Genomic DNA, 18,674 nt, shown 5'->3' with positions numbered 1-18,674 from the left:
TGAGTATAGATAGAGAGACGGGCAGCATAGCTGCCCGTCTCCACTAATCCTATTTGCGTTACCTTTAGATTAATCGTAGGCGTTTTGTTACGTTCAAAGCTTATTTCTTTGTCTGGTTCCACTCATCAAGCTGCTTTTGAACTTCAGCAATGACTTTATCCAGTCCAGCTTCTTTAAATTTCTTGGTTGCTTTTGGCAGATATGTTTTAGGATCAACAGAACCTGTGTATAGCGCTGGCATAAATTCTTTAGTTACGTTGTTGATGGCCGCTACTTCTGTTTTTACAGGTGTAGGATCAAATGCAAAACCGAAGGTAGGGGCTTCTTTTGACGAATCATTAAACTTCTTGAAAGCATCCCATTTATCAGCAGGGTCATCAGCATGCAGATAAGTCAGTAACATATTTCCAAGCGTGAAGCCTGGCATTGCATAGCTATCTTGCATAGCTGGCAGATCTTCAATGACATTCTCGGAAATTTTCTTATAATGAGTGCCTTCGATACCATAGTTGAGCAAATTGCGTAAGTACTTATCTGTATTCAAAAGATTCAAGAACATCATAGCCCGTTCAGGATCACCTGAGGTTACGGAAATAGCGTGCATCGAACCTGCAGCGGACTGTGTATACACATAAGGCTCATGCATAGGCGAAGTTACAATTTCATAACCTGCTGAACGAGACCAACCTTTTTCTGCATAAGGCTGTGTGATTTCGCGATCGGCAAACCATTTACCTGTCTTAATGTTATCAATACCTTCAAGTGTTGCAACGTCTGGGCGTAAGTAACCTGCTGTGTAAAGTCTGCGCATCGTATCTAACGATGTTGCAAGTTCAGGTGTCTCCAGAATATTAACAACCTTGCCATCTGTGGAATCCATATAGACCCCGATAGGTAACTCATCACCTAGTACATAGTCAAATGGCATGAATGGTTTAAAGCCTTTAGGAACAGCTAGCGGTGTAATATCCGCAGGCTCATTCTCTTTAATCGTTTTAAGTAGTGGCTCTAGATCATCCAATGTACGAATGTTGGAAATGTCCATGTTGTATTTATCAACATATTTCTTATTGAAGCGCCATACCCATTGCTGTCCAAGCTCCTTATTTACAGGAACACCATAGATCTCACCTTTAATCTTAGTTCCTTCTAAGAAACGTGGGTCCAAAACTTCTTTCGTTTCCTTTCCATACTTATCTAGCAGATCGTTCAGACCCAAGAAGGTACCGTTAGCTGCATTACGGCGGAAATCATTTGTCCAAGAAGAGGTAAAGGCAATGTCATAAGGCTCACCAGAAGCGGTAATGACTTGCATCTTCTTATCGTAATCACCCCAATCGAACATCGTAATGTTCAACGTCGCATTAATTTTTTCTTGGGTATATTTATTAACTTCTTTTAATACAAGATCCAAATCCTTTTGAGGTCCACCAATTAAATACATCTTCAGCTCATATGGCTTTAATTCCGATGTACTCCCTGCTGAATTCCCTGCTGCCGCTGAATTGTTTGTTTCTTTAGCAGCATTTGTATTATTATTCGAACCACATCCAGCAAGAAGGCCAGAGAAAAGCATTGTTCCAGCAAGAGCGAGCGTTAAACTTTTTTTCACTTTCATTTCTATTTTCCCCCTTTAGTTTAATTAACTCTTTATTTATATCGACTCCTGTTCTAGCGATTCGAATAAATACATCTTAGTAGTGTTACTCTTTTAAAGAGCCCACAGTTAAGCCTTTTACAAAATACTTTTGGAAGAAGGGATACGCTAGTGCTATAGGCAAGGTCGCCAGTACAACCATCGCCATACGAACGGTTTCTGTCGGCAATGTCGCAGCAATCTCAAAGCTTGATCCCATCTGCATGCTGTTCTGGATAACAAACTCCATATTATTCTGAATTCGCATCAGCATCGCTTGGAGCGGTACAAGACTCGCATCATCTATATACAGCAGCGCATTAAACCAATCATTCCAATAGCCCAGCGTACAGAACAATCCAATGGTTGCAATCCCCGGTAATGAGATCGGAAGTACAATTTGCAGGAATGTCCGAAACTCCCCTGAACCGTCGATTTTGGCTGCCTCAATGAGTGCATCAGGCACTGAAGTCTGGAAGAAGGTCCGCATCACTAGGATGAAAAAGGCATTCATCGCTATTGGCAATATTAAAGCCCATATCGTGTTGTACAAATGTAAAAACTGTGTGGCCACAATATAGTTTGGAACCATTCCGCCTGAGAATAACATCGTGAAGAAGGCGAAGAAGCTGAAAAAATTACGATAGCGAAATGATCTTCGAGAAAGAACATAGGCGTAAGTTGTAATTAGAAATAAGCTAATGAGCGTACCTAGTACAGTAACAAGTAAGGTAACTCCAAAGGAACGAAATAACTGATCACCTGTGTTAAAAATAAACTGATACGCCGCCATACTAAATTTTTCTGGAATTAAGCTAAATCCATTTAAAGCGAGTACTTTCTCATCTGTAAAAGAAATGGCTATGACAAACAAGAACGGAAACACACAGGTAAAGGCGAAAACTCCAATCACAATATTGAGTACCACATTCCAAAAAGGAGTAATGGCGTTGTTGTCGACTTCTTTCGGCTTACGTTTGAATACTTCCATAACGTCAATTGACTCCTTCCTAGAATATCGCGTTTTCTTTGCTGATCTTTTTCACAATAGAATTCGTTACAATTACCATGATAAATCCAACGATCGATTGATATAGACCCGCTGCTGTACTCATCCCTAGGTTTCCTGTCGTACTCATGCTTCGATAGATATAAGTATCGATAACATTCGTTACGGAGTATAGAACACCGGAATCCCGAGGTATTTGATAGAATAGACCGAAGTCAGATCTAAAAATACCACCAATCGCTAGAATAGTTAGCGTTACCATTAAAGGCTTAAGCAAAGGAAGTGTAATAAACTTAATTTGCTGCCATTTGCTGGCCCCATCAATCATTGCCGCTTCATAGTAGGACTTGTCGATACCCGCTATAGCCGCTAAGTAAACAACACTTGAATAACCAATTGATTTCCAAATTCCCATGAAAATTAGGATATATGGCCAAAAGCGAGTATCACCATACCAGGAAACAGGATCGCCTCCGAAGTAAACAATCACTTGATTCAAGATCCCTTTATCTACACTTAGGAAGCTGAATGTAAAGAAGCTAATAATAACCCAAGAAAGAAAATAAGGCATAAACATCGCCGTTTGATAAACTTTGGCCATCCGTTTGTTCACAAGTTCGTTCAAGGTGATTGCAATGCCCACCGCAAGAACTAAACCGAGAGAGATCAACGCCACGTTATACAGTATCGTATTTCTTGTAATAATATAGGCGTCCTCTGTCGAGAACAAAAAGTTGAAATTTTCAAGGCCAACCCACTTACTATTTAAAACGCTTGCAAAGAATCCGTCCCGATGAATCTTGAAATCCTTAAATGCAATAATGGTTCCGAACATCGGTAAGTAACAAAAGATTAGGAACCATATTGTCCCTGGTAATACCATAAACCACAGTACTTTATCCTTATTTAAGCTTTTGAAAAATGCAGACACTATTCCACATCCCCCTTCTCTATCCCCAAACAATCCCCGTAATACCCTTTCGATCTTATTTCCTTGCCCCTTTAACTATCTTTAATTCTGCGCTATAAAAGCGGTTTCATAAAGTTGAAAAACTCCAGAATGATATGTAAAAATTAAAGATCGCAAGAAAAAACGACCTCCGTGAGGCTTGAAAATCCTTAAGATTTGAACAAAAAAAAGGAAACATTCCCGTGACCAACGTTCGTGAACCCTCCACTTGAACGTGATACCCGGGAACATTTCCTAAATCCTACGCCTTTTCTTTTTTATACATATTTCGAAGTTCTGTTGGAGATATGCCTGCTGATTTTTTGAACTGGCGATAAAAATACGCTGGATCTAGATACCCTACTTCAGCTGCTATTTCATTGGTTAATAACGTAGTTTGAAGCAGCAGTTGTCTTGCTTTTTCAATTCGGAATTGATTCACATAATCAGAGAAGCTTCGCCCCATCTCCTTCTGAAATAGCTGTCCCAAGTAAGTAGGATGCATATTCATTCGCTGACTGAGCGTCTTCAGAGATAGTTCTTCTCTATAATGTTTGCTCACTTGATCCACCATATATCTCATATTCGGACTGAGTTCATCACTCACTAGCGATAATTGGTCCAGCGTTTCATTCACACTTTCCTGCACATGATGAAGCAACTGCTCAATGGTATGGATGCGTAGCAAAGGATTAAACACAGCACTGAAGTTACAGTTCTTCTCCATATTCTTAGCGATCAACATTAATTCAATCGCCACGTTGTAATTATCAATGCGTGTAATCACGCCACATCCGAACAGCTTTTGGAATGTTTCTGCGATAAATTGATTTGCCGCCTCACGCTCTCCAGATAATAATAGTTTAGTAAATGCTTCATAATCAATTTCGAGCTTTTCCTCATGTAACACCATCTTCGACAATTGGTCCACATCTATAATCGGGTAGCCCGGCAGCATCAGATGATCCACATATAAACTTTTCGCTTTTTTATAACTTTGTGGTACTTCTTGAAAAGTATATTCCTTACTTCCTATCGTAATCCAGACAGACTTTCCTAATTCATGCATAATCTCACATTGCACTTGTTGCAGCATGCAATACATTTCTTCTTTGTTCTCATCTTCAGCCGACTCCGCAACAATAAGAACAAGATCACCTTCCATATCTATAAATACAATAACTGTTCCGCGCTCTGCTACGGACTGCACAGCGATACGATAACATTCTTCCATAAGTTGATTAGGGTGCAGTTGACCCTCATCCTCCTCATGTTCCGTAATAAGCCGAATCGCAGCCACCGTAAAACATGAACAGTCCAGAGAAATATTTAAGACTTTAGAACGATGCAATAGCTCCTGTCGATCTATATTTCCAGTGACCCAACGATTTAGTATATTGTTACGTAAAACTTGCTGATCCTCCTTCGCATGAAATTGTTCAACATCCTCTTGATTGAGGACCTCAACAATTTGCTCAATGGTCGATTCCAATTCTTTTATGTTAATGGGTTTAAGAATATAATTCTCAATGCCTAGACTCATTCCAGCTTTTAAATACTCAAATTGTTCATAGCCGCTTAAGATAATAAATCTCATTTTTGAATCAAAAGACTTAATTTGTTGAATGAGTTCAAGTCCCGTCAGCTTTGGCATCGTAATATCTGTAATTAATATGTCAATGGCTTCGTTATGGCTATGCAAAAATTCTAAAGCTTCTTCCCCATTACTCGCTTGCCCTGCGATTCTTAGTCCATAATCTTCCCATTCGATCACTGAACGTAATCCTTCAAGAATAAGAGGTTCATCATCCACAATAAGTATGTTGTGCATTATTTAATACTCTCCCTTACCACTGGTATATTCATGATGACTGTTGTTCCTACACCGATCTCACTAGCAATCGATAATCCATATTCAATCCCATAATAAAGCTTAATTCGCTCATTCACATTACATAGTCCAAGCGAGGAAGGTGGTGCATCCATTCGCATACTGACTTGAAGTGTTTTTTGAAGTTCCGTTAGCTTGCTGGGAATAATCCCATTTCCGTTATCTCTAATAGCAATTTGAATGCTACCGTCTGATTCAGTTACTTCAATGCGGATTAGGTTATCAGAGCGTTCGGGCCTGAATCCGTGAACAATATAATTTTCAATGACCGGCTGAATCAGCAGTTTAACGATAGAACAATTCATAGCCACTGGACTTATTCGCGACTCGATTTGAAGCTTATCTTTATGCCTAATCTGAAACAGCTCAAGATATAGATTGCAATATTCAATCTCATCAGCGATGGTAACAACCATACTTTTCTTAATCATCGTTCGGAATAACGTAGATAAAATGTAAATCATCTGACCTACATCCTTCGCACCTTGCGAAATAGCCCGCATCCTTATAGCTTCAAGCGTATTATATAAAAAATGCGGATTAATCTGCGATTGAAGAGCAACGAGTTCTGCATTTTTTTGCGTAATTTCTGAAATGTAAACTTTATTAATATACAGCTCTAGTCTTTCACACATATAGTTAAAATTGTTGGCAATAAGCTGCAATTCATCCTCCCGGTTAAGATGAATGCGCGTGCTTAAGTCGCCTTCCTGTAAGCGCTTCATAGATTTGACAATGATCTTCACTTTTTTAGAGAAACGTAAAATTATTCCGTATGTAATGGACATTGCCGCAACAATTAGTGCTGCCGTAATCCCGATAATCCAATTTCGTACTACCATCATTTCTTTATTGACCTGCGACTTCTGAATGATCCCTGCCACAATAAGACCTGAGCTATTCGTTGTATTTAAGTTAACTTTGGATAATCCATCCAGTGCAGTCCAGTTGTCTGAATAAAGACCAGCGATATGCGGATACTGCTGTCCCATATACCTTCCTAAGGAATCATATATGACGTCACCGCTTGGTGTTAGAACCAACACTTGACCATTATTCTCTGTACCTTTCGTACCAAGCCATTTTGAAATAAGTTCAGCATCAAAATCTATAATGAGCATACCGATCGTTTTCAATGAAATCGGATCTTTAAGCTCCCTAGTCATCGTATACAAATTGTTATTGTCTTCCCTTATTTCCTTAAGTAATAATTTTTTTTCATGCGAAACCCAACCATTCTTGGGTATGGGTGATTTTTGCTCCGAAATATCTATATCTCTTTTGTAGAGCTGTCGTGTATTATTTTTATATAAATAATAAAATTCTTTCTCAGTGCTGTATAAGATAACGTCAGAGATACCACTTTTCTGATTCAAATACGTTTTGAAGTAAGTATCGAATGTATGGGGTACGAAGCTCCCAATTTCAGCAAACTGATCTAAACGATATTTAAGATAATCTCCATAATCATGTTGCAAAAAGTAGGACAAATCCTCACTTACAGAAGCATCACTATAAATTTGCTGGATGGCCAATTGAATCCCTTCGTACTGCTGATTCATATATAAACTCACGTAATCCAGTACCTCTCGATTAGCATCAACATGTTGACGCGTGATCGTCTGTTCATAGTATTTATAAACGGTAATGGAAGAGGCAATAAGCGTAATAATGATGATGGATGAATATATAGCTAAAATTTTATTAAACAGTTTTTTTCGTAAATGATTTTGATAAAATTTCTTTATATTCAACAAATTCACCTTCCTTCAAAATCTAGCCTTTAGGATTAGAAGCTTAACACCACCTTTCTTTTTGTGCAATGGGAGCGCATTCATTTTTAGATGTAAATCTTTCCTTCTTGCAACCTTTTTCTTTATCATGAGTTTACATCTCGCTAAAAATCGTCTATAGTTGGTTTCTACCCCCCAAACAAACCTGTAATCACCCTATAAGTCTTATAATCCTCGTCCCCCATCAAGATAATGGAGGGCTATTACTCATGTTTCTAACCAAACGTAAACTCAACTCCCAACTAAACGAGATTTCCGAATATCGTTACCGGGATCGAATACACATTCCTTTTTTCAATTCTATGATTGACGAACAAGGTGAAATTGCAGCGGAACCACCCGTGGATGGAGAATGGTCTAAGCTACAGGTTGGCGATACCTGGAAAGGCCGCGATTTGTATTTATGGCTAACGACACAGATTGACGTACCCGCCTCTTGGGCAGGACGCAGGGTACTGGGTCGATTTGATTTTGGTGAGACGGGTGCCGGAAACAATTCCGGCTTTGAATCTTTATTCTTTTACAATGGTAAACCCTATCAAGGTGTAGATTCCAATCATACAGAAGTGTTCTTGCCGGATGAAACGGTAGGTACGCAGCTTCCACTTACTTTCCGTTTATGGTCGGGACTAGAAGGTGGCGGTCCTAAAAAAGATCAAACACATGGCATTCGTATGGCAGAAATTTGTTGGCTTGACGATGCAACGGATGATTTCTACTTTACTGCACTTGCTGTAGTTGAGACGCTGAACGTACTCGATTCAAAAACACCAGAATATACACAGCTGCTAAGTACAGTAGACCGCTCGTTTCTTCTGATTGACTGGTCTCGTCCAGGTTCAGAGGTCTTCTACGATTCGATCGAGGAAGCTCGTAATTATTTGCGTGATGAAATTAATAAAATGGAAAAGTCTTCGCCAGTTACTGTTACCTGTATTGGTCATACCCATATTGATGTAGCTTGGTTATGGCAATTGAAGCATACCCGTGAGAAATGTGCGCGCTCCTTCTCGACCGTACTCCGTCTGATGGAAATGTTCCCTGACTATACTTTTTTACAGACTCAACCTCAGCTCTATGAATATATCAAAAACGATTATCCAGAAATCTACGAGAAGATTCGTGAACGTGTTGCTGAAGGACGCTGGGAAGCTGGCGGTGGCATGTGGCTCGAGGCAGATTGTAACTTGACCTCAGGTGAGTCTCTTGTCCGTCAATTGCTATATGGTACTCGCTTCTTGCGTAATGAATTTGGTGTTGAATGTGATTATTTATGGCTGCCGGACGTATTTGGCTACAGCTGGTCCTTGCCACAAATTCTAAAAAAATCAGGAATTAATACGTTTATGACCACGAAAATTAGCTGGAATCAATACAACCGCATGCCACATGATACCTTCCAATGGCGTGGTATTGATGGCACTGAAGTATTAACACACTTCATTACAACACCAGAGCCTTGGTCTGAAGAAGATTCTTGGTTCTACACCTATAATGGTCGCATCATTCCTAAGACTGTAAAAGGAATTTGGGATACGTACCGGGATAAAGAAGTGAATCGCAATTTATTACTTTCATACGGATATGGTGATGGCGGCGGCGGGGTTAACCGCGAAATGCTAGAGATGCGCCGCAGACTCAACGATCTCCCAGGACTACCGAAGATTGAAACAGGAACAGCAGGAGATTACTTCCGTAATCTGCAAGAAACCGTTGCTAATACAGATCGTTATGTCCATGTATGGGATGGTGAGCTTTACTTAGAATATCACCGTGGCACGTACACTAGCCAAGCCTACAATAAGCGGATGAACCGCAAGCTTGAACTGCTATACCGCGAGGCGGAATGGCTAAACGCACTGCAAAGTGTGGTGTCTGAAGATTGGTCGAACTATCGTCAGACCGATTTAGACGAGGGTTGGAGAATTATTTTGCGTAACCAATTCCATGATATTATTCCTGGTTCTTCAATTCGTGAAGTGTACGAAGACAGTACGATTGAATATGCTCAAGCCGAAGCCATTGGTCAATCTGTATGGGAACAATCTACGAACCTACTAGTGAACGGAAGTGAAGCCGGTAAATATACCATCTGGAACAATGCTTCTTGGGAATTAACTGAGCTCGTAGAAATTACTATAGAGCCCGGCATGGAAACAGGACATTGGATAAACACAGAAGGTAAACCATTACAAGCTCAACGTGAAGGTGACCGTTGGATCATTGAAGTGTCCGACATTCCTTCTCTCGGATACACCACCATCTCCTTCGTGGCAGATGTGAATTCTGAGCCACTAAGTACTCCATTCAAGCTGAATGAATCAGGAATTTCAACGCCTCACCTTGAAATAGCGTGGAACGAGCAAGGTCAATTGTCATCCATCTATGATAAACGCGAACAGCGTCAAGTATTAGCTAATGGAAGTCACGGTAATGTGTTCCAAGTGTTTGAGGATAAACCATTAGCACATGAAGCCTGGGACATTGACATCTACTATCAGCAAAAAATGCGCGAAGTAATCGACTGCACTAGCATTGAAGTCATAGAAAATGGTTCATTGCGTTGTATTGTGCAATTCACATGGAGCTATATGGATTCCACGATTAAACAGCAAATGATCTTACACGCTGGGCATCGTCGTATCGACTTCGTGACGAACGTAGACTGGCATGAGAAAAAACAGCTAATGAAAGTAGCCTTCCCTGTTGCGATACGAGCTACCGAAGCCACTTATGATATCCAGTTCGGTAATGTTAAGCGTCCAACACACTGGAACACTAGCTGGGATTACGCTAGATTTGAGACTGTGGGTCATCAGTGGGCAGATTTATCAGATCGTGGTTATGGCGTTAGCTTGCTGAACGACTGCAAATATGGCTACGACATCAAGGATAATGTGATGCGTCTATCCCTAATCAAATCGGCAACACACCCTGACCCTGATGCGGATCAAGGCGAACATTCATTCACCTACTCTATCCTGCCTCATACTGGGGATTGGCTACAAGGTGATACCGTCCGTCAAGCCTGGTCCATCAACAATCCACTGCGGAGCACCATGGGGCAAGCTGAAGTAGAAACAAAGTCCATGATTCGTCTTTCTACGAATACGGTTATGGTATCTGCCCTTAAGAAATCTGAAGATGGTCAAAAATTAGTTGTACGTGTTCACGACTATTCCGGAAGCCGCCAGCAGATTGATATGACGAGCGACTTGAACATTATTTCGTGGCAAGAATGTAATCTAATGGAACGTCCTGAAGGTGAGGTTCACACTGAACCTGTCATTACCTTTGTACTTGAACCTTACGAAATTAGAACATTTGAAATCGAAGTGTAGAATCTAATTAAATGAAGTAACATACAAAATCGGGGTGTCCCTGTAGCCATGTATAAAAGGCTGCGAGGACACCCCGTTTTTCGATTATGATTGTTTATTTTGGATTTAAGTATACACATTGCGCAATGAGTTAACGTAGCGTATACTCCAATTAAGGGAGAGATGTATATGAGAAGAATGGGGAAAATTACGATATTCACATGCATTGGATTATTGAGCCTTGCTTTGATTGCTATTCTTGCGATTAGCGCTTTTGTGATCAAGAGACCGGCCACCGCCACCCCCGTAATCACGGAAGTGAAGCCTTATGAGTGGAATAAAGTCAAGCTGGACGGAAATGTCATTTCAAGTGATGGATCAGAGTATTTTATCTGGAATAAAAAGGGAGAGACTAATAACTGGATTATCTTTTTTTCCGGGGGAGGGGCCAGTTGGGATGCCCAAAGCGCCGCGCACCCAATCAAGCTAATGAACTTCATTAAAGGTGGAGATACGGGCAACTATTTCCAGAACATCCCCTTCTATATGCTGACATTGCTGAGAGGCATGATGGATACGGATAACCCTGCCAATCCTTTTCATGGATGGAATGTGGTCTACCTTCCCTATTCGACGGGTGATTTCCATATCGGTAACCGTACGGCTGAATATAAAAAAGAGGACGGCACTACCTTTACAATGCGTTATAACGGCAGCAATAATGTGCGAAACAGCCTTGATTGGATATATGCCAACGTGGAAAAGCCCGGCAAACTGCTAATTGCAGGTGAAAGTGCTGGTGGATTCGGGTCCGCCTTCTGGGCTCCGGAGATCGCCTCTCATTACAAAGACTCCGAGATCTTCCAATATTCAGACAGTTCCTTCCTGAAATCAGACAAGTGGCCAAATGTTGTGAATAAGGAATGGCAGGCAGACTTCGTTAAGAATTTTGGGTATACCCCTGAAGCGGATATCATCGGGGCAGCATTTAAAGCGAACGGTCATCTACTGCCTGCGAATACGGTAATATTGCAATCCTACTCGGTATTTGACGAGATTCTGATCCACTTTCAGAACAACATCAACGATTACAAGGGGCCCAGAGATCAACGCATTATTAATGAATGGTCACAGGAAATGCGGCAATCTGTATCTTCTTTAGCTGCCACTTTACCTAATTATTATTACTATCTGACCGACTATGGGCTAAATGCTAAGACGGGTACAACCCCGCACACTTTTGCAACCCGAGAGACCTTCTTTCAGGCTGAACAAGATGGTGTGAAGCTTCTGAAATGGCTAGGTGATGCAGTCAACCATCAGAAACCCTATTCAGTTGGGAGCAAGTTCCTCATGACGTCGAAGCCAGCTCAGAAATAGCACAGAATTAGCGAAATACTCGCACAAGGCAGGAGAGAAAATTAATGAATTTGCGTGAAAAGCAGATGCAAATGACGAGGGAGATCATTAAGGATACAGCACTCAGCTTGTTCTGTGCTCAAGGTATTGAGCGCACGGATATGGCTCAAATTGCAGAACAAGCCGGGGTCTCCCGGCGCACTTTGTATCATCATTATAAGGACAAAGAAGAATTAGCCGCTCAAATCTATGTCCTTAACCTAGAGCGGATGTTTGGACAGCTGCTGTTTGATTTTGATTTTGAACAGCCGGTACAATCACTGGAGAACATTCTGGATAAATATTTGGCTTTAAGAGATCATCAGGAATCACTGATCTACTATGATGCCATTTTTGGAGTTTACTACAGCACGCTTTCTAAGAATCCTGCAGAACTGCCTGACTTTAAGAAGGCTATGGAAGGCTGGTATTCGCGACTTATACTGCTTGACACAATAGCAGTGGATCCGGAGGAAAAAAATAAGTGGTTGAACATTCTGCAGAAGTCCACCCACCTGTATTTCATGTATTTACAAAAAGCCGTTATTATTACGCATCAGCGGAGCGGTGTGGTTACGGAGGAAGACCGGGCAACAGACCGACAATTCAAGGATTTCATTATGCATGGCGTACGGCATTCCCGATGATTAAAAGAGTCTTTTCGTAATAGGTTTCATTTCGGTATAATATACCAATCGGTATTCGTACGGCTCTAGTTATATGGAAGGAGCAATGGCTGAAATGGACATTGGCAAATATGAGAATCTAGTTCCGAACGTTTTTTTGTTTGTCGACCGCAGATCCTTCCCGGATTGGGAGATAACGAGGAGCAAAATTGATTTCCATGACCTTACCTTCATTGTGGAAGGGAAATCGAACTATTTTATTAATGGGGAGAAATTTACGGTTGAAGCTGGTGATATGCTCTATGCACCTTCCGGAAGTATTCGGGAAGCGCAGACCTTTAAGGAGGCACCCATGCGTTCTTTTGCGTTTAATTTCTTCTGGGAGGGGGAGGACAATCATGTGCAGCTCCCTTTTGAGACCGTAACCAAAAACTGGAGAACTAAAGAGATCCTAGCGGACATCAAAGATTTCTCGCATGTATGGATGGGCAAACAGCCTTTTTATAAAATGAAGGCCAGAGCCATTTTTCAACTGATCGTGTATCGCCTGTTAAGCATAACCCACCATCAAGAGACACCTCTGATCGATCTGAGAATCCAAAAAGTAATGACCTATATTATGGATCATTATTCGGAGGAAGTTACGATCAAGGAACTAGCTGATTTTGTTGCCTTAAATCCTGTATATCTTGGCAAGCTGTTCAAGCAAAACACTGGTTCCACCTATAAAGAATTTATAAACAAAGTACGGGTGAGCAATGCCGAGATGATTCTGTCCGCAGGTGGCTTCAATGTGTCCGAAGTAGCAGCGCACTGTGGTTATCAAGATGTCGCCTACTTCAGTAATGTTTTCAAAAATATCAAGGGTTATCCTCCGTCATTTGCCTTGAAATAACGGAGGACCCTGAACCATTCGGAGATTCAACCCTCAAATTAGATCTAACTATGAATTAGTACGTCCCCCTAGTATAGAAGCTCTCCTCTGGGCCCAAATAGGAATAAGGCAGCTCCGCAGCGGACAACACAAGCTTTTGCAGGACCAGGCCTGCATCCAATCCGTAAAAGCGGAGGGTATGAATCCCCTTTGTTAACGCATGACTTGTGGTCACGGTATGAATATTATCCATAACCGCGCGGCACCACGGTTCATTATCATGATTGCCGCCCGCAAAATCCGTAGGTAAAGCATCAGTAATCACTGGCGTCTGTGCATCGAAGCCTACCGCATATTTTAATCCACTGAACTGTGACAGGTTGTTTGTCGGAGCAATATACGCGGTTAAGCTGTAATCTGCATTCTGCTGTACTAAAACCTGATATTCCAGATAAGGCGCATTCTCTGGCTGTTCAAAAGATACCGTATCCGGAAACATTTTAACCGAGGATAAAGAACGCCCATAGTTAGCAATGGTCTTCCATTCCACCCCTGATTGTGCAACACGACTTGAGGTATGCTCCGCTTCAATGGACACTCTATTATGCGTCTCGATAAAGGTCATCGCTGGCACATCCTGAATGTCAGTCCAGTCCACAGCTACATTCACCTTAACGATGCCCCCGGCACCAGAGAGTGTAATTTCACCCGTCGATATCTCGTGAACCTTTTCCCAATCTACAGAAACCTGTAAGGTCTCCCCAGCCTTGATCCACCCCGATGTTTTCTCAAGCTTGATCCAAGCTGCACTGCTACTTGCCTGATATTCAAAGCCCGCTTCTCCACCGTTGCTGATAGTAATGCAATAGTTTTCTTTTTGCAGATTTGTAAATACAGGAAGCTTTGCCGTACCCGAAATATACGCTTGCTCCGTACCTTCCACATCAATAATCATTATAGAACCTTTGTCAGGAATCAAAGTGCTCACCTCTGGATATTTCCACCCCTCTGCATTCCAGTGAACATACCCGACATGAGGGGAACTCATCATTCCTTGCCATTTTCCTTCTGTAATTTCGTTATTATAAACCTGCTCCAGGTGTTTATCCCTATCGATGGCTTCATGAGTCAGGGTAGCGTAGGTATTGGCCAATACACTGCCTCGTCCAGCATATAGCTCGTTAAGTCCAGCATATATTTGCATTTTGAGCACATTGGCTGATGCAGCAGCAGGGAAATATACAAGCTGGTAGTACGCATCTTTTAATGATTCAGGAATAAGAGCATAGTATTGGTCAGCGGCATTCTCCATCTTAATCGCCTGCTTCAGCACTCTCTGTGCCTCATTGTAATGGATTGGACTGAAGGTTGACGGATAAATAATCTCCGGCTTGCGGCGGCCGTTCATTCGGGTATACTCACTCAGCAATTGCGCGATGCCCAGGCATGTCTCATGTTCCAGTGCATATCCGAACTGCTGCTCTACCCAACGATTGGTATATTCCTCAGTCCGGTTAATCGCTCCAGTACCCCAAGCTTCAAAGTCATAGGCCAATCCCATAAAGTAGGAAATAGGCAATTCCATAGGCTTCAAATCCCCGACGTTCACAATCCATACATCACGGATGCCATAGTCGAATGCCATACACATTTGCTCCCAAACCTTCTCCAGCGGAATCGTGTTTAACCATTCATAGGAATGTGGACCCCCATGATAGTCAAAATGATAATACATCCCCCAACCTGCACTTCGATCGCGTTCGTGTTCCGTTGGGATTTTGCGGAGATTGCCAAAGTTATCATCTGCCAGCAGGATCGTAACCTCATTCAGGACTTCCCAGTCCTTCAAGCCTTCAACCTCAGCAGTTCCATACCAATACTTCTCCACTTCCTTGTATACGGCTAGAATTTGGGGCGAGTGCTCAAGATTATATTTCTTTAATAATTCTTTTTGCGTAAGGATGATGTCCTTCAGCAGGTCAATATTCTCCTGGTCGGAGCCCTCCAGCGCAGAATCACTTTCTCCCCGCATCCCTAATGTAATTAAATTGTCAAAATCCTGATTCCGTTTGATTCCATCTTCCCAGAAATCCGTAATAGCCTGTTTGTTTCGGGCAAAATCCCATAAGTTGCTTGTTCCATATTGGTTGTATACCTTCTGCCATTCACTGCCTGCCCGAAATAAAGGTTCATGATGGGAGGTTCCCATTATAATGCCGTATTCCTGTGCGTGCTGGGCGTTGGCGATTGGATTGCTTTTACCGTTAAGGCTGAATTCGGCACTCCACATCGCTGGCCATAAATAATTCCCCTTTAATCGAAGAATTAGTTCAAACACCTTGTCATAGAAATCTTCATTAAAATCACCAAATCTTTGAGTTACCCAAGAGCCCAAGGACGGCCAGTCGTCATTCAAAAAAATCCCTCTGTATTTAACGGAAGGTTCTTTGGAAATCATATGTAGCTGGCTATCAGGTAAGATCAAATCTGCTTTTTTCTCTGGTATAACATCTGCCCAATATTTCCACGGACTAACACCAATTTTTTCAGAGATAGAATAAATCCCGTACATCGTCCCGCGTTTATCGCTTCCCACAATGACGAGCGCCTTGTCCACTCCTGCTGTCGGTTCTTCTACTACCTGAATCCTATAACATTCCCTTTTCCCTTGGATGGCAGACACATCCACTGTCCCCTCTGCAATTAAACGATCAATAAGCTCATTACTGCCGATCGATCCAGCGATTACAACGGTTCCATCCAATGTCTTCAATTGTGTATGTATTTCAGGTTCAACCTCTGTTACCTGTTTAACATCTGCTGCAAAAGACTGAGCCACGCGGCGCAAACCGGCATAATCCTTCCCTTTGGGATCCACGTAAATCTTAGCAGCTTTGCCCTGCTTCACAAGGTTTAATTCCTGCGTAGGCATGATTATTCTCCCCTTAAGCATCCTATTTTCGTATGGCTAGGCACATTATATAAGTAAGCGATTTCAACTTCCATGTGTAAACTAGCAAGTTTTTGTAATTATTAAATGAAACTTTGTTTATCGGTTGAACAATCTAGATATTTGGTGTTACTGTTAACAGGTATTCCCTTGTAGCAGAATCATTTCTTTTGCAAGCGCATCCATAACAAGAGAACCTTATAAAGCGAGGATGATCCATATGGAAAAGAATAACGAACTCATTGCAGGCGAACAGATTGAAGGTCCGAAGGCTCCAAAGGACCCGGCTGATCGTAGAAACGGCTTTTTTGTGCTGTATGAAACAGCAATTGAAGCAACAGCGAGAGCCGAAGGCAAACCGTCACAGGAAGTTTATCTGGAAGGTAACTATCTGATCGATAAGGCCAAATTTATAGGCGGTGTTACAGACGAGGCAATTCTGGAGCTTCTGGGGAGCAGCACTGGATTTCGCAAATTGGTCCATAGTATCGGAGTATCCGTCAGAAGGGCTAATGCGCAGGAAGATCCAGTCACTTTTTTATTGCAGCACTGGGGCAAAACTAGTAAATATGAAACCGGCAGTTATTTACGTGTACCCTGCCCCGCCGATGGTTCAGAGGTTATTTTGAGGTTAGCAGATTGTCCGGGTTCTGAAGAAGATGATGTGCTCGGAAAATTTGCTTTTGAATTTAATCACGCAGGCGAAATGGCGATTGCGAGTGTTATTTTTTATTTGCATGACGGTTATTCTGTTCCAGAGCTAATCCTTGAACCACCAGTTGCTTTTGAATCGAATGAGTACCAAAAGATCATTACACAATCCTTGCTGCACGCTGGCAATAATAAAAGATTAAAAGCTGCCATGAATAAGGCTATAAAGGGTGAGGAAGTCACGATCGCTTATATTGGAGGTTCCATTACTCAAGGAGCCGGTGCTAAGCCGATACACACGGAATGTTATGCCTATCAGTCGTACTTAAGATTTAAAGACTTATTCGGCACAAAGGGTGGCGAGAACATCCGCTTTGTGAAGGCTGGGGTCGGCGGAACACCCTCCGAGCTTGGCGTCATCCGCTATGAAAGAGATATTCTTAGAGACGGTTCCGTAACACCAGATATCGTGGTAGTGGAATTTGCGGTAAACGACGAAGGGGATGAAACGAAAGGCAATTGTTTTGAAAGCTTATGCTTAAAAATACTTTCCGCCGATCATCAGCCAGCCGTAATCCTTCTGTTCAGTGTGTTTATGAATGACTGGAACCTGCAGGATCGGCTCTCCCCCATTGGCCGCCATTATAATCTTCCTATGGTTAGTGTAAAGGATGCCGTATCCGAGCAGTTCCGCCTGAGTAAAGCTGAAGGCAACATCATCTCTAAACGGCAATTTTTCTATGATATCTATCATCCGACAAATGAGGGGCACCGGGTAATGGCTGATTGTCTCACTTATTTATTCACCGAAACCCATAAATCACTAATGAATGAAGATGAGATCTTATTGGATCAACGACCAGTTATCGGGAATGATTTTGCAGGAACCCTCCTGCTGGATCGAAAAAACTATATTGACGCAGGTAAGATCGAAGTAGGCGGATTTTCGGGGATCGATACCGATTTGCAGCGGGTAGAAATGGATGCTGACTCTCACGGTACTCCGGAATTCCCTCATAATTGGATGCATTCAAGAGCGTCTGGAGAAGAAAGCTTCAAGCTGACAATAACGAGTAAAAATCTCATCCTCGTATACAAGGATTCCGGCAGCAGCGAATTCGGCAAGGCGGATATCTTCGTAGACGGCAGCCTTGCAGTTACTGCTGATCCTCACGTGAACAACTGGACACATTGCAATCCGGTAATTCTATATCAAAACGAAGCTAGCAGTGAGCATCAGATAGAAATCAAAATGGTACCCGAAGATCAGGATAAGTGTTTTACTATACTAGGCTTCGGTTATACCCTTTAATCAGTTGCACCAGTTGCAAGACAGCCCCGATGTATTCTTCATCAGGGCTGTCTTTATTGTATCGCTTGGAATTTTGTCCATTTCCCACTAATATACCGCCAAATAAACAATGCCGACTTAATCAACCAATCACAATAGACAGCAATCCACGTTGCAAACATATCCATATGAAACCAATATACTAGTGCATAACATAATGAAAAACCCGCTCAATAAGCGGGTTATCGCTGTTATATGGACAGAATTGCTCTCATTCTTGCTCTCC

Annotated in this window: 11 protein-coding genes; 5 read left to right on the top strand and 6 right to left on the bottom strand. The window is 42.0% G+C overall.

Annotated elements, in window-relative coordinates; all coding sequences use genetic code 11:
• Positions 1–100: 100 nt before the first annotated feature.
• The 5 genes from MKX41_RS04075 to MKX41_RS04055 all read right to left on the bottom strand — a co-directional run bounded on the left by MKX41_RS04075 (position 101) and on the right by MKX41_RS04055 (position 7,239).
• On the bottom strand, positions 101–1,618 hold the full coding sequence (locus MKX41_RS04075; RefSeq protein WP_340968822.1) for an ABC transporter substrate-binding protein: 1,518 nt from the start codon (positions 1,616–1,618) through the stop codon (positions 101–103).
• An 85-nt stretch (positions 1,619–1,703) separates the two neighbouring features.
• Positions 1,704–2,627, bottom strand: a complete 924-nt coding sequence (locus MKX41_RS04070; RefSeq protein WP_076283087.1) for a carbohydrate ABC transporter permease — start codon at positions 2,625–2,627, stop codon at positions 1,704–1,706.
• A 19-nt stretch (positions 2,628–2,646) separates the two neighbouring features.
• On the bottom strand, positions 2,647–3,528 hold the full coding sequence (locus tag MKX41_RS04065; RefSeq protein ID WP_042193664.1) for an ABC transporter permease: 882 nt from the start codon (positions 3,526–3,528) through the stop codon (positions 2,647–2,649).
• Positions 3,529–3,856: 328 nt separating this feature from the next.
• Complete coding sequence (locus MKX41_RS04060; protein WP_149644027.1) at positions 3,857–5,425, bottom strand: response regulator transcription factor; 1,569 nt, start codon at positions 5,423–5,425, stop codon at positions 3,857–3,859.
• Positions 5,425–7,239 (bottom strand): sensor histidine kinase, encoded by a 1,815-nt coding sequence (locus MKX41_RS04055; protein WP_340968820.1) that lies wholly within the window; start codon positions 7,237–7,239, stop codon positions 5,425–5,427. Before MKX41_RS04055 ends, MKX41_RS04060 begins: the two co-directional genes overlap by 1 nt.
• A 248-nt stretch (positions 7,240–7,487) precedes the next feature.
• On the opposite strand from MKX41_RS04055, the gene MKX41_RS04050 reads away from it, so the two are divergent.
• From MKX41_RS04050 to MKX41_RS04035, 4 genes are all read left to right on the top strand, one after another.
• A complete protein-coding gene (locus tag MKX41_RS04050) occupies positions 7,488–10,619 on the top strand; it encodes an alpha-mannosidase (protein ID WP_340968818.1) in 3,132 nt (1,043 codons plus the stop codon).
• 168 nt (positions 10,620–10,787) lie between these two features.
• Positions 10,788–11,978 (top strand): pectin acetylesterase-family hydrolase, encoded by a 1,191-nt coding sequence (locus tag MKX41_RS04045; RefSeq protein WP_340968816.1) that lies wholly within the window; start codon positions 10,788–10,790, stop codon positions 11,976–11,978.
• Between the two features lie 44 nt (positions 11,979–12,022).
• Positions 12,023–12,643 carry a TetR/AcrR family transcriptional regulator gene (locus MKX41_RS04040; RefSeq protein ID WP_076298488.1) on the top strand — a complete coding sequence of 207 codons (621 nt, stop codon included), beginning with the start codon at positions 12,023–12,025 and terminating at the stop codon, positions 12,641–12,643.
• Positions 12,644–12,737: 94 nt separating this feature from the next.
• Positions 12,738–13,517 (top strand): helix-turn-helix domain-containing protein, encoded by a 780-nt coding sequence (locus MKX41_RS04035; RefSeq protein WP_340968815.1) that lies wholly within the window; start codon positions 12,738–12,740, stop codon positions 13,515–13,517.
• Between the two features lie 55 nt (positions 13,518–13,572).
• On the opposite strand, the gene MKX41_RS04030 is transcribed toward MKX41_RS04035, so the two are convergent.
• Entirely contained in the window at positions 13,573–16,428 is a 2,856-nt protein-coding gene (locus tag MKX41_RS04030) for a glycosyl hydrolase 115 family protein (RefSeq protein WP_340968813.1), read from the bottom strand.
• A 238-nt stretch (positions 16,429–16,666) separates the two neighbouring features.
• Between MKX41_RS04030 and MKX41_RS04025 the strand changes: the two genes are divergently transcribed.
• On the top strand, positions 16,667–18,409 hold the full coding sequence (locus tag MKX41_RS04025) for an SGNH/GDSL hydrolase family protein (RefSeq protein ID WP_340968811.1): 1,743 nt from the start codon (positions 16,667–16,669) through the stop codon (positions 18,407–18,409).
• Positions 18,410–18,674: the final 265 nt, after the last annotated feature.

The organism is Paenibacillus sp. FSL R5-0475, assembly GCF_038004585.1.
GTDB lineage: Bacteria > Bacillota > Bacilli > Paenibacillales > Paenibacillaceae > Paenibacillus_AQ.
Note: the sequence above shows the minus strand (reverse complement) of the source record. Positions and strands in the feature narration are given on the sequence as shown.

Coding starts and splice junctions, on each gene's coding strand:
- MKX41_RS04075 (WP_340968822.1), bottom strand. CDS start 1,618: ATGAAAGTGAAAAAAAGTTTAACGCTCGCTCTTGCTGGAACAATGCTT.
- MKX41_RS04065 (WP_042193664.1), bottom strand. CDS start 3,528: ATGGTATTACCAGGGACAATATGGTTCCTAATCTTTTGTTACTTACCG.
- MKX41_RS04070 (WP_076283087.1), bottom strand. CDS start 2,627: ATGGAAGTATTCAAACGTAAGCCGAAAGAAGTCGACAACAACGCCATT.
- MKX41_RS04035 (WP_340968815.1), top strand. CDS start 12,738: ATGGACATTGGCAAATATGAGAATCTAGTTCCGAACGTTTTTTTGTTT.
- MKX41_RS04045 (WP_340968816.1), top strand. CDS start 10,788: ATGAGAAGAATGGGGAAAATTACGATATTCACATGCATTGGATTATTG.
- MKX41_RS04050 (WP_340968818.1), top strand. CDS start 7,488: ATGTTTCTAACCAAACGTAAACTCAACTCCCAACTAAACGAGATTTCC.
- MKX41_RS04040 (WP_076298488.1), top strand. CDS start 12,023: ATGAATTTGCGTGAAAAGCAGATGCAAATGACGAGGGAGATCATTAAG.
- MKX41_RS04060 (WP_149644027.1), bottom strand. CDS start 5,425: ATGCACAACATACTTATTGTGGATGATGAACCTCTTATTCTTGAAGGA.
- MKX41_RS04025 (WP_340968811.1), top strand. CDS start 16,667: ATGGAAAAGAATAACGAACTCATTGCAGGCGAACAGATTGAAGGTCCG.
- MKX41_RS04030 (WP_340968813.1), bottom strand. CDS start 16,428: ATGCCTACGCAGGAATTAAACCTTGTGAAGCAGGGCAAAGCTGCTAAG.